Genomic DNA, 12,790 nt, shown 5'->3' on the forward strand with positions numbered 1-12,790 from the left:
CGGCGTACGAAGGGACATCGGGAACACATGAGCGCTTCAGGCGGCACAAAAGCGATCGTGGCGGCACTCGCCGCCAACCTCGCGATCGCGGCAGCGAAATTCGTGGCGTTCCTCTTCAGCGGCTCGTCCTCGATGCTCGCCGAGAGCGTCCACTCGCTCGCCGACTCCGGCAACCAGGGCCTCCTGCTGCTCGGAGGCAAGAAGGCCCAACGCGAGGCGACCCCGCAACACCCCTTCGGCTACGGCCGCGAGCGCTACATCTACGCCTTCCTCGTCTCCATCGTCCTCTTCTCGGTCGGCGGCATGTTCGCCGTCTACGAGGGCTACGAGAAGATCAAGCACCCGCACGCGCTCGAGAACTGGTACTGGCCGATCGGCGTCCTCGTCTTCGCGATCATCGCCGAGAGCTTCTCGTTCCGTACCGCCATCAAGGAGTCCAACCAGCTGCGCGGCAGGCTCACCTGGTCCCAGTTCATCCGCCGCGCCAAGGCACCCGAGCTGCCCGTCGTCCTCCTCGAGGACTTCGGCGCGCTGATCGGTCTCGTCCTCGCGCTCGCCGGTACCGGCCTCGCCCTCGCCACCGACGACGGCCTCTGGGACGGCATCGGCACCCTGTGCATCGGCATCCTGCTCATCGCCATCGCGATCGTCCTGGCCGCCGAGACCAAGTCGCTGCTCCTGGGCGAGGCCGCGGGCATGGACGACGTCAAGAAGATCGAGACCGCGCTCGTCGACGGAGACACCGTCACCGGCGTCATCCACATGCGCACCCTCCACCTCGGCCCCGAGGAACTCCTCGTCGCCGCCAAGATCGCCGTCCAGCACGACGACACGGCCACCGAGGTCGCCAACGCCATCAACGCCGCGGAGGCCCGCATCCGCGAGGCCGTCCCGATCGCCCGCGTGATCTACCTCGAACCGGACATCTACAACGAGGCGGCCGCTTCCGCCGGCACCAACCCGGCCACGACCCCGGACAGCCCGACCCCGGACCACTAGCCCCGACAGCCCGGGCCCGGACGCCGACCGACCTCCCCGCCGGCGCCGGACCCGGAGGCGGGCTGGGTCCGGCTGGGCCGATCGGTGTAGATTCGTCACTGAGCCAGACGTCGCTGCTGATGGCGGTCGGGCGGCCCGCACGACGGACCGGCCGAGGGAGAGAGGGCCTCCGACGGACTGCGCTGCGAGCGCCGGGCACTCGTATGTCCATCGCCGCAGACCAGCCATGCCCACCTCGACCCACCACCACGAGGAGCAAGCTCCCTATGACGACTGTCGACAACCGACAGGACCAGGACTTCAAGGTCGCCGATCTCTCCCTGGCCGACTTCGGCCGCAAGGAGATCACCCTCGCCGAGCACGAGATGCCCGGCCTGATGTCCATCCGCGAGGAATACGCCGCCACGCAGCCGCTCGCCGGCGCCCGCGTCACCGGCTCCCTGCACATGACGGTGCAGACCGCCGTCCTCATCGAGACCCTCGTCGCCCTCGGCGCCGAGGTCCGCTGGGCCTCCTGCAACATCTTCTCCACCCAGGACCACGCCGCCGCGGCCATCGCCGTCGGCCCGAACGGCACCCCGGACAACCCCCAGGGCGTCCCGGTCTTCGCCTGGAAGGGCGAGACCCTGGACGAGTACTGGTGGTGCACGGAGCAGGCCCTGACCTGGCCGAACAGCCCCACCGGCGGCCCGAACATGATCCTCGACGACGGTGGCGACGCCACCCTCCTCGTCCACAAGGGCGTCGAGTACGAGAAGGACGGCAAGGTCCCCTCGGCCGACACCGCCGAGTCGGACGAGCACCGCGTCATCCTCGAGCTCCTCAACCGCACCATCACCGAGGGCTCGCAGAAGTGGACCCAGCTCGCCTCGGAGATCCGCGGCGTGACCGAGGAGACCACGACCGGCGTCCACCGCCTCTACGAGATGCATCGTGACGGCACCCTGCTGTTCCCGGCGATCAACGTGAACGACGCCGTCACCAAGTCGAAGTTCGACAACAAGTACGGCTGCCGCCACTCCCTGATCGACGGCATCAACCGCGCCACCGACGTCCTCATCGGCGGCAAGACCGCCGTCGTCTGCGGCTACGGCGACGTGGGCAAGGGCTGCGCCGAGTCCCTCCGCGGCCAGGGCGCCCGAGTGATCATCACCGAGATCGACCCGATCTGCGCCCTGCAGGCGGCGATGGACGGCTACCAGGTCACGACGCTCGACGAGGTCATCGACAAGGCCGACATCTTCGTCACCACGACCGGCAACAAGGACATCATCATGGCCTCGGACATGGCCAAGATGAAGCACCAGGCGATCGTGGGCAACATCGGCCACTTCGACAACGAGATCGACATGGCCGGCCTCGCGCAGACCCCGGGCATCGTCAAGGACGAGGTCAAGCCGCAGGTCCACACCTGGAAGTACCCCGACGGCAAGGTCCTCATCGTCCTCTCCGAAGGCCGCCTCCTGAACCTGGGCAACGCCACGGGCCACCCGTCCTTCGTGATGTCCAACTCCTTCGCGGACCAGACCCTGGCCCAGATCGAGCTGTTCACGAAGCCCGAGGAGTACCCGACCGACGTCTACGTGCTCCCCAAGCACCTCGACGAGAAGGTCGCCCGCCTCCACCTCGACGCCCTCGGCGTGAAGCTGACGACGCTGCGCCCCGAGCAGGCCTCGTACATCGGCGTAGAGGTCGACGGCCCCTACAAGCCGGACCACTACCGCTACTGATCCCGAGCGGACCCCGGTGCTACGCAGGCCCCTCGCACTCCGGTGCGGGGGGCCTGCCCCGTACCGGCCCGGCATCCCGCACCACCCGACGTCCGCACGATCCCGAAGGACCTCGAGAGCCCCCATGCCCCGCGGCCGCTATTCGCTCCACGACACCCACGACCACACCCCCCTCGGCGAAGAACACTTCCACTGCGCCCCCGGCCCCTCCGGCTGGCGATACGTCTCCCAGACCATCACCCCCTCCGGCGACCACTCCGGCTCCGTCGACCTGGCCATCGACGAACTCGGCCGCCCCATCCGCCTCGAACTCAACGCGGCGAGCTGGCAGGTACGAGGAGCAGCCATCGACGGCGTCACCTGGGTACGCACCGACCCCACCGGCACCCACGCCACCGAGGGAAACGCCCCCGCCCACGCCTTCACCGGCACCTCGCCGGCCTTCCTCGTCGCCACCGCACGCCTGCTGCGCCTCACCCCCGCTTCCCCCGCGACCCGCGTGCGCCTGGTCCGCTTCACCGACCCCGTCCTGGCCCCCCTCACCCTCGACCAGTCCTGGGCCCTGCTGAAAACAGAAACACACGCCACTGACACCGGCCCCCTGAACGTCGACGAATACCAGGTCACAGACCTGGACACGGGGGAACAGCAAGCCGTCCACCTCGCCGGCGACGTGGTCCTCGCCGCCCCCGGCATCGAGCTCGAACACCTCGAATCCCCGCCCTCGACGTTCGCCTGAGAGACGGCGGACCCGCGTCAGGCAGGCGGCACGAAACCCGTCCCCGGCCCCTCGTCCCCGCGCGGACGCAAAGGCGCGACATCGCGAGCGGGAGGCGCAGCCGCGACAGCCGGACCCCCGGGCTGCCCAACCGGCGCCCCGGCACCCGGATACACCGGCCCCGGCCCGCCCACCGGACCCGTCACGCCCGGAGCCACCCGCACCGCTCCGCCGCCGAAGGCCCGCTGCGCATCCCGCGACTGCCGCTCATGCACCACCGCGGCCAAATACGCCGCAGGCGGCACATCCCGCGGCGCCGGAGTCCCCGTACACGCCGCCAGATCACCGGCAAGCCGCTCCGCCATCGCCCAGCCCACCTGCGGATCCAGCTGCCCCATCCGCGTCAGATACGACCGGACCGCCAGCCACAGCCCGTCCGGCACCCCCGACAGATCGAGCCCGGCGAACCGCCCCACCAGCCACGGAGGCGGCGGAGGCACGAACCGCGCCGGCCCCGCCGGCACCCGCTCCCGTACGACGAGCGTCCCCGCGAACACGTCCCCGAGCCGCCGCCCCCGCTCGGACACCAGCGACGCGATGCACGCGACCACCCCGAACGTCATGAGGATCTCCACGACCCCGACCGCCCCGCGCACCAGCGCATGCCGGAACCGGATCGGCCCCCCGTCGTCCCGCACCACACGAAGCCCGCACGCCAGCTTCCCCAGCGAACGCCCGTGGCTCAGCGTCTCCACAGCGATCGGCACCCCGACAAGCACCAGCACGAACGTCGCCACCGCCACCGCCGCGGCGGCCGCCTGGTCCAGAGAAGCGGTGGCCGCCACGATCCCCATCGTCACCACGATGTACACGGTGAACGCCACGACGAGATCGATGACCACCGCCAACGCCCGACTGGGCAGCTTCGCGGGGCGCAGCTCAAGAGCCACCGCCTCGCCCGTCACAAGCTCACTCACGCCGGCCGTCCTTCCCTGCCCTGCCCTCGGAACCGCCAGTCTGCCAAGCTGAGGGCACATCGCGCCGCAGAGGTAGCCACAGCAACAGCAGCCGAGGAGCAGCCGACCCGATGGACCTCGACGTCTTCGTGTCCGCCCACCGAGCCGAGTGGGACCGCCTGGACGCGCTGCTGCGCCGCAGACGCCGCCTCAACGGCGCCGAAGCCGACGAACTCGTCACCCTCTACCAGCGGGCCGCGACCCACCTCTCCCTCATCCAGTCCAGCGCCCCGGACCCCCAGATATCCGGCCGCCTCACACAACTGGTGGCACGCGCGCGTAGTGCCGTGACAGGCACCCGCCGCGCCTCCTGGCGCGACGTGACCCGCTTCCTGACCCAAGGTTTCCCCGCAGCGGTCTACCGCTCCCGCCACTGGTGGGTCCCCACCGCACTCCTCTCCACCGCGATAGCCGCCCTCCTGGGCTGGTGGATAGGAACGCACCCCGAAGTTCAGGCGTCGATCGCCGCCCCGTCCGAACTGCGCGACCTCACGCGCCCGGGCGGCCAGTACGAGACCTATTACTCCAGCCACCCCGCGGCCTCCTTCGCCGCCCAGGTGTGGACGAACAACGCCCAGGCGGCCGCCATGTGCCTGGTCCTGGGCGTCTTCCTGGGCCTCCCCGTCCTCTGGATCCTCTTCCAGAACATGCTGAACCTGGGCGTGGGCATCGGCCTGATGTCCTCGGCCGGCCGCCTCGACACCTTCCTGGGCCTGATCCTGCCTCACGGCCTCCTGGAACTGACGGCGGTCTTCGTAGCGGCTGGTACGGGCCTGCGCCTCGGCTGGACCCTCATCGACCCGGGCCCCCGAACGCGCCGCGCGGCCCTCGCCGAGGAAGGCCGCGCCGCCCTGGGAATGGCGATCGGCCTGGCACTCATCCTCTTCATCTCGGGCGCCATCGAAGGCTTCGTCACCCCTTCGGGCCTGCCGACCTGGGCCCGCATCACCATCGGCGTCCTCGCCGAGCTGGGCTTTCTCGTCTACGTCTACGTGCTCGGCGGCAGAGCGGCCCGCGCCGGTGAGACGGGGGACCTGGACAAGACGGAGCGCAGCGCCTCCGTACCCACCGCCGCGTGATGTGCGTTCACGGTGTCTGACCTGCTAGTCTCCTCGTCGCCCCACAAAAGCCGTTGACACGGACGGACTGGGGAGGTAGATTTGAACAGTTGCCTGGGATTCGACAGAGTCGGCCGGCAACGACTAGGGTCTAGCTCGCTTCCGAGAATTCTTCTCCAGAAGCGCACCCCCGATAAATCGGAAAACGAACGCCGGTCAATCCGGCCGGGAACTTCTGATAAAGTCGGAACCGCCGGAAAGGGAAACGCGGAAAGCCGAAAGGCCGGAGCGGAAACCTGAAAGGCACCGAGGAAATCGGACACGAAAGAGTCTGATAGAGTCGGAAACGCAAGACCGAAGGGAAACTGCCCGGAGGAAAGCCTGAGAGAGTCTCTCGGGTGAGTACAAAGGAAGCGTCCGTTCCTTGAGAACTCAACAGCGTGCCAAAAGTCAACGCCAGATTGACAACCCCGGCCCACATTGTGGGTTGGAGGTTCCTTTGAAAAAGTCCTCACTCCCACACCGGGGTGAGGCGCACTAGCGAGGACGCAGTGAATCGTGGGGATTATTCCTCCCGACGGTTCCGCTCTCGTGGTGTAGTCCCGATTACGGGAAAACATTCACGGAGAGTTTGATCCTGGCTCAGGACGAACGCTGGCGGCGTGCTTAACACATGCAAGTCGAACGATGAAGCCCTTCGGGGTGGATTAGTGGCGAACGGGTGAGTAACACGTGGGCAATCTGCCCTGCACTCTGGGACAAGCCCTGGAAACGGGGTCTAATACCGGATAACACCCCCTCTCGCATGGGAGGGGGTTGAAAGCTCCGGCGGTGCAGGATGAGCCCGCGGCCTATCAGCTTGTTGGTGAGGTAGAAGCTCACCAAGGCGACGACGGGTAGCCGGCCTGAGAGGGCGACCGGCCACACTGGGACTGAGACACGGCCCAGACTCCTACGGGAGGCAGCAGTGGGGAATATTGCACAATGGGCGAAAGCCTGATGCAGCGACGCCGCGTGAGGGATGACGGCCTTCGGGTTGTAAACCTCTTTCAGCAGGGAAGAAGCGAAAGTGACGGTACCTGCAGAAGAAGCGCCGGCTAACTACGTGCCAGCAGCCGCGGTAATACGTAGGGCGCAAGCGTTGTCCGGAATTATTGGGCGTAAAGAGCTCGTAGGCGGCTTGTCACGTCGGTTGTGAAAGCCCGGGGCTTAACCCCGGGTCTGCAGTCGATACGGGCAGGCTAGAGTGTGGTAGGGGAGATCGGAATTCCTGGTGTAGCGGTGAAATGCGCAGATATCAGGAGGAACACCGGTGGCGAAGGCGGATCTCTGGGCCATTACTGACGCTGAGGAGCGAAAGCGTGGGGAGCGAACAGGATTAGATACCCTGGTAGTCCACGCCGTAAACGGTGGGAACTAGGTGTTGGCGACATTCCACGTCGTCGGTGCCGCAGCTAACGCATTAAGTTCCCCGCCTGGGGAGTACGGCCGCAAGGCTAAAACTCAAAGGAATTGACGGGGGCCCGCACAAGCAGCGGAGCATGTGGCTTAATTCGACGCAACGCGAAGAACCTTACCAAGGCTTGACATATACCGGAAAGCATCAGAGATGGTGCCCCCCTTGTGGTCGGTATACAGGTGGTGCATGGCTGTCGTCAGCTCGTGTCGTGAGATGTTGGGTTAAGTCCCGCAACGAGCGCAACCCTTGTTCTGTGTTGCCAGCATGCCCTTCGGGGTGATGGGGACTCACAGGAGACTGCCGGGGTCAACTCGGAGGAAGGTGGGGACGACGTCAAGTCATCATGCCCCTTATGTCTTGGGCTGCACACGTGCTACAATGGCAGGTACAATGAGCTGCGATGCCGCGAGGCGGAGCGAATCTCAAAAAGCCTGTCTCAGTTCGGATTGGGGTCTGCAACTCGACCCCATGAAGTCGGAGTTGCTAGTAATCGCAGATCAGCATTGCTGCGGTGAATACGTTCCCGGGCCTTGTACACACCGCCCGTCACGTCACGAAAGTCGGTAACACCCGAAGCCGGTGGCCCAACCCCCTTGTGGGGAGGGAGCTGTCGAAGGTGGGACTGGCGATTGGGACGAAGTCGTAACAAGGTAGCCGTACCGGAAGGTGCGGCTGGATCACCTCCTTTCTAAGGAGCACTTTGGCTGCCAGGCATTGTCTGGTGGTCCAAGAGCCATTTCGTCGGCAAATGTCCGACGGTGGTCGCTCAAGGGTGGAACGTTGACTATTCGACCGGGTTCACGGGTCGGAGGCTGTGAGTACTGCTCCTCGGAGCGTGGAAAGCATGATCTCCGGGCGGAACCGGGTCGGGCACGCTGTTGGGTGTCTGAAGGTACGGCCGAAACGGTCGCCTTCAGTGCCGACCCCAGTGCACTCGAATCTGCTGGTTCGGGGTGATGGGTGGTTGGTCGTTGTTTGAGAACTGCACAGTGGACGCGAGCATCTGTGGCCAAGTTTTTAAGGGCGCACGGTGGATGCCTTGGCACCAGGAACCGATGAAGGACGTGGGAGGCCACGATAGTCCCCGGGGAGCCGTCAACCAGGCTTTGATCCGGGGGTTTCCGAATGGGGAAACCCGGCAGTCGTCATGGGCTGTCACCCATACCTGAACACATAGGGTATGTGGAGGGAACGCGGGGAAGTGAAACATCTCAGTACCCGCAGGAAGAGAAAACAACCGTGATTCCGGGAGTAGTGGCGAGCGAAACTGGATGAGGCCAAACCATATGCGTGTGATACCCGGCAGGGGTTGCGCATGTGGGGTTGTGGGATCTCTCTTTCACAGTCTGCCGGCTGTGAGACGAGTCAGAAACCGTTGATGTAGGCGAAGGACATGCGAAAGGTCCGGCGTAGAGGGTAAGACCCCCGTAGTCGAAACATCAGCGGCTCGTTTGAGAGACACCCAAGTAGCACGGGGCCCGAGAAATCCCGTGTGAATCTGGCGGGACCACCCGCTAAGCCTAAATATTCCCTGGTGACCGATAGCGGATAGTACCGTGAGGGAATGGTGAAAAGTACCGCGGGAGCGGAGTGAAATAGTACCTGAAACCGTGTGCCTACAAGCCGTGGGAGCGTCGCTGTATGTGCTTGCACATGCAGTCGTGACTGCGTGCCTTTTGAAGAATGAGCCTGCGAGTTTGCGGTGCGTTGCGAGGTTAACCCGTGTGGGGAAGCCGTAGCGAAAGCGAGTCCGAATAGGGCGATTCAGTAGCGCGCTCAAGACCCGAAGCGGAGTGATCTAGCCATGGGCAGGTTGAAGCGGAGGTAAGACTTCGTGGAGGACCGAACCCACCAGGGTTGAAAACCTGGGGGATGACCTGTGGTTAGGGGTGAAAGGCCAATCAAACTCCGTGATAGCTGGTTCTCCCCGAAATGCATTTAGGTGCAGCGTCGTGTGTTTCTTGCCGGAGGTAGAGCACTGGATAGGCGATGGGCCCTACCGGGTTACTGACCTTAGCCAAACTCCGAATGCCGGTAAGTGAGAGCACGGCAGTGAGACTGTGGGGGATAAGCTCCATGGTCGAGAGGGAAACAGCCCAGAGCATCGACTAAGGCCCCTAAGCGTACGCTAAGTGGGAAAGGATGTGGAGTCGCACAGACAACCAGGAGGTTGGCTTAGAAGCAGCCACCCTTGAAAGAGTGCGTAATAGCTCACTGGTCTAGTGATTCCGCGCCGACAATGTAGCGGGGCTCAAGCGTACCGCCGAAGTCGTGTCATTCCAGCATGTAGGGCCAACGCCCGCTGGGATGGGTAGGGGAGCGTCGTGTGCCGGGTGAAGCAGCCGCGGAAGCGAGTTGTGGACGGTTCACGAGTGAGAATGCAGGCATGAGTAGCGATACACACGTGAGAAACGTGTGCGCCGATTGACTAAGGGTTCCTGGGTCAAGCTGATCTGCCCAGGGTAAGTCGGGACCTAAGGCGAGGCCGACAGGCGTAGTCGATGGATAACCGGTTGATATTCCGGTACCCGCTGTGAAGCGTCAAACATTGAATCAGGCGATGCTAAGTCCGTGAAGCCGTTCCGGACCCTTCGGGGAAAGGAAAGTGGTGGAGCCGACGGACCAGACTTGTAGTAGGTGAGTGATGGGGTGACGCAGGAAGGTAGTCCAGCCCGGGCGGTGGTTGTCCCGGGGTAAGGGTGTAGGGCGCTGTCTAGGTAAATCCGGACAGCTTGTGCCTGAGACCTGATGCCGAGCCGATTGTGGTGAAGTGGATGATCCTATGCTGTCGAGAAAAGCCTCTAGCGAGTTTCATGGCGGCCCGTACCCTAAACCGACTCAGGTGGTCAGGTAGAGAATACCGAGGCGTTCGGGTGAACTATGGTTAAGGAACTCGGCAAAATGCCCCCGTAACTTCGGGAGAAGGGGGCCATCACCGGTGATTGAATTTACTTCATGAGCTGGGGGTGGCCGCAGAGACCAGCGAGAAGCGACTGTTTACTAAAAACACAGGTCCGTGCGAAGCCGTAAGGCGATGTATACGGACTGACGCCTGCCCGGTGCTGGAACGTTAAGGGGACCGGTTAGTGCACTTTCGGGTGTGCGAAGCTGAGAACTTAAGCGCCAGTAAACGGCGGTGGTAACTATAACCATCCTAAGGTAGCGAAATTCCTTGTCGGGTAAGTTCCGACCTGCACGAATGGCGTAACGACTTCTCGACTGTCTCAACCATAGGCCCGGTGAAATTGCACTACGAGTAAAGATGCTCGTTTCGCGCAGCAGGACGGAAAGACCCCGGGACCTTTACTACAGTTTGATATTGGTGTTCGGTTCGGCTTGTGTAGGATAGGTGGGAGACTTTGAACTCTGGACGCCAGTTCAGGGGGAGTCGTCGTTGAAATACCACTCTGGTCGTGCTGGATGTCTAACCTGGGTCCGTGATCCGGATCAGGGACAGTGTCTGATGGGTAGTTTAACTGGGGCGGTTGCCTCCTAAAGAGTAACGGAGGCGCCCAAAGGTTCCCTCAGCCTGGTTGGTAATCAGGTGTTGAGTGTAAGTGCACAAGGGAGCTTGACTGTGAGACCGACGGGTCGAGCAGGGACGAAAGTCGGGACTAGTGATCCGGCGGTGGCTTGTGGAAGCGCCGTCGCTCAACGGATAAAAGGTACCCCGGGGATAACAGGCTGATCTTCCCCAAGAGTCCATATCGACGGGATGGTTTGGCACCTCGATGTCGGCTCGTCGCATCCTGGGGCTGGAGTCGGTCCCAAGGGTTGGGCTGTTCGCCCATTAAAGCGGTACGCGAGCTGGGTTTAGAACGTCGTGAGACAGTTCGGTCCCTATCCGCTGTGCGCGTAGGAATATTGAGAAGGGCTGTCCCTAGTACGAGAGGACCGGGACGGACGAACCTCTGGTGTGCCAGTTGTCCTGCCAAGGGCATGGCTGGTTGGCTACGTTCGGAAAGGATAACCGCTGAAAGCATCTAAGCGGGAAGCCTGCTTCGAGATGAGTATTCCCACCCCCTTGAGGGGTTAAGGCTCCCAGTAGACGACTGGGTTGATAGGCCAGATCTGGAAGCCCGGTAACGGGTGGAGGTGACTGGTACTAATAGGCCGAGGGCTTGTCCTCAGTTGCTCGCGTCCACTGTGTTGGTTCTGAAACCACGAACAACCCCACGTTTGTCACAGAGCGTGGTGCGGTTGACAGTTTCATAGTGTTTCGGTGGTCATAGCGTGAGGGAAACGCCCGGTTACATTCCGAACCCGGAAGCTAAGCCTCACAGCGCCGATGGTACTGCAGGGGGGACCCTGTGGGAGAGTAGGACGCCGCCGAACTATTTTTGAAGAAAACCCCCGTAACGGATGAGAATCCTGTTGCGGGGGTTTTCTGCGTTTCGGGGCCGGTCCCGGGCCGGCCGCCTCAGACCAGTCCTCTCTTTTTCGGCCGGACCTTTTCGGCCGGACCCCTTTCAGAGCCCGGTCCTTTTCCTCATATTCAGAGTCGGCCCGCTGCCTTCAAAGCGAGGTAGGCATCCGCCAGGGCCGGTGCGAGGTCGTTCGGGGTGGCGTCGACGACCGTGACGCCGCGACGGGTTAGCAGTTCAGCCGTGCGGTGGCGTTCCGCTTGGGCCTGGGCCGCGGCGGCAGCGTCGTAGACCGCCTCTGTGTTTCCTCGGGCGCCGGCCATTTCCGCGATCGTCGGGTCCGCCACCGAAGCCACCAATACTGTGTGGCGTTTGGTGAGGCGGGAGAGGACCGGGAGGAGGCCCTCCTCCACGGGAGCCGCGTCGAGGCTCGTGAGGAGGACGACGAGTGAACGGCGGGGCGCTGTGTGCAGGGCCGCCGCGGTCAGGCCGCGGGCGTCCGTTTCTACGAGTTCCGGCTCCAGTGGGGCCATGGCGTTGACCAGGGCCGGCAGGAGTTCGCCGGCCGCGCGGCCCTGGACCAAGGCGCGGATGCGGCGGTCGTAGGCGAGCAGGTCGACCCGATCGCCGGCTCTGGAGGCCAGTGCGCCGAGGAGGAGGGCGGCGTCCATCGACGCGTCGAGGCGGGGTGCGTCGCCGACGCGGCCGGCGGAGGTGCGGCCCGTGTCGAGCACGATAAGGATGTGCCGGTCGCGCTCCGGGCGCCAGGTGCGGACCGCGAGTGTCGACTGGCGGGCGGTGGCGCGCCAGTCGATGGAACGGGTGTCGTCCCCGGGGACGTACTCGCGCAAACTGTCGAATTCGGTGCCTTCGCCGCGGGTCAGGACGCTGGTGCGGCCGTCCAGCTCGCGGAGGCGGGCCAGTTTCGAGGGCAGGTGCTTGCGGCTGTGGAACGGGGGGAGGACGCGGACCGTCCAGGGGACGTCGTGGCTGCCCTGGCGGGTGAAGAGGCGCAGCGGGCCGTACGAGCGGATCGTCACCCGGTCGGCCTTTCGGTCACCCCTGCGGGTGGGAAGCAGACGGGTGGTGATGCGGCGGCGTTCGCCCGGGGGGATCGTCACGTGGTGACGGGACGCCTCGACCTCGGTGCCGGGGAGCCAGCTGCTGGGCGGCCAGGCGTCGCGGAGCTGGGCGCGCAGGGGGCGGCGCGAGGAGTTGGTGACGGTGAGGGTGACGTCGGCCGGGTCGCCCAGGCGTACTGCGGTGTCGCCCGAACGGGTCAGGCGCAGTCGGCGTACCGGGGCGGCCAGGGCGAAGTCGCAGGCGCAGGCCAGGGCCAGGGGGGTGTTCACGGCCAGGATGCCGGTCCAGCTGGGCTCCCAGATGCCTACGGGGAGGGAGCCCAGGGCGGCGAGCAGGGCGGTGCGTCCGGTGAGGGCCATGGGT

6 protein-coding genes and 3 rRNA genes are annotated in these 12,790 nt (G+C 64.5%); 7 read left to right on the forward strand and 2 right to left on the reverse strand.

The annotated features are described in order from the left end of the window. Positions 1–27: 27 nt before the first annotated feature. From OHO83_RS27075 to OHO83_RS27085, 3 genes are all read left to right on the forward strand, one after another. Positions 28–999, forward strand: coding sequence for a cation diffusion facilitator family transporter (locus tag OHO83_RS27075; RefSeq protein ID WP_266671191.1), 972 nt, complete (start codon positions 28–30; stop codon positions 997–999). A gap of 266 nt (positions 1,000–1,265) precedes the next feature. Next, positions 1,266–2,729, forward strand: a complete 1,464-nt coding sequence (gene ahcY, locus OHO83_RS27080; RefSeq protein ID WP_266671189.1) for an adenosylhomocysteinase — start codon at positions 1,266–1,268, stop codon at positions 2,727–2,729. Between the two features lie 124 nt (positions 2,730–2,853). Further along, positions 2,854–3,468, forward strand: coding sequence for a hypothetical protein (locus OHO83_RS27085; RefSeq protein WP_266563514.1), 615 nt, complete (start codon positions 2,854–2,856; stop codon positions 3,466–3,468). A 17-nt stretch (positions 3,469–3,485) separates the two neighbouring features. On the opposite strand, the gene OHO83_RS27090 is transcribed toward OHO83_RS27085, so the two are convergent. Then, the gene (locus OHO83_RS27090; protein ID WP_330279821.1) at positions 3,486–4,424 is read right to left on the reverse strand and encodes an RDD family protein; all 939 of its coding nucleotides are present in this window, start codon (positions 4,422–4,424) and stop codon (positions 3,486–3,488) included. Positions 4,425–4,534: 110 nt separating this feature from the next. Here OHO83_RS27090 and OHO83_RS27095 point away from each other — a divergent pair, with 110 nt between their 5' ends. The 4 genes from OHO83_RS27095 to rrf all read left to right on the forward strand — a co-directional run bounded on the left by OHO83_RS27095 (position 4,535) and on the right by rrf (position 11,315). Continuing rightward, a complete protein-coding gene (locus OHO83_RS27095; protein WP_266671185.1) occupies positions 4,535–5,542 on the forward strand; it encodes a stage II sporulation protein M in 1,008 nt (335 codons plus the stop codon). Positions 5,543–6,140: 598 nt separating this feature from the next. Next, positions 6,141–7,668 (forward strand): 16S ribosomal RNA (locus OHO83_RS27100). 319 nt (positions 7,669–7,987) lie between these two features. Then, positions 7,988–11,109: ribosomal RNA gene (locus OHO83_RS27105) — 23S ribosomal RNA — on the forward strand. Between the two features lie 89 nt (positions 11,110–11,198). Beyond that, positions 11,199–11,315: ribosomal RNA gene (gene rrf / locus OHO83_RS27110) — 5S ribosomal RNA — on the forward strand. The 16S, 23S and 5S rRNA genes sit together here, the layout of an rRNA operon. Positions 11,316–11,475: 160 nt before the next feature. Here rrf and OHO83_RS27115 read toward each other — a convergent pair. Next, positions 11,476–12,786, reverse strand: a complete 1,311-nt coding sequence (locus tag OHO83_RS27115; protein WP_330279822.1) for a DUF58 domain-containing protein — start codon at positions 12,784–12,786, stop codon at positions 11,476–11,478. Positions 12,787–12,790 lie beyond the last annotated feature (4 nt).

Origin of the sequence: Streptomyces sp. NBC_00569, assembly GCF_036345255.1 — a bacterium.
In the GTDB taxonomy this organism is placed as follows: Bacteria; Actinomycetota; Actinomycetes; order Streptomycetales; family Streptomycetaceae; genus Streptomyces.

Excerpts from the sequence above, each read along its gene's own strand:
- ahcY (WP_266671189.1), top strand. The coding sequence starts at position 1,266 with ATGACGACTGTCGACAACCGACAGGACCAGGACTTCAAGGTCGCCGAT.
- OHO83_RS27085 (WP_266563514.1), top strand. The coding sequence starts at position 2,854 with ATGCCCCGCGGCCGCTATTCGCTCCACGACACCCACGACCACACCCCC.
- OHO83_RS27115 (WP_330279822.1), bottom strand. The coding sequence starts at position 12,786 with ATGGCCCTCACCGGACGCACCGCCCTGCTCGCCGCCCTGGGCTCCCTC.
- OHO83_RS27075 (WP_266671191.1), top strand. The coding sequence starts at position 28 with ATGAGCGCTTCAGGCGGCACAAAAGCGATCGTGGCGGCACTCGCCGCC.
- OHO83_RS27095 (WP_266671185.1), top strand. The coding sequence starts at position 4,535 with ATGGACCTCGACGTCTTCGTGTCCGCCCACCGAGCCGAGTGGGACCGC.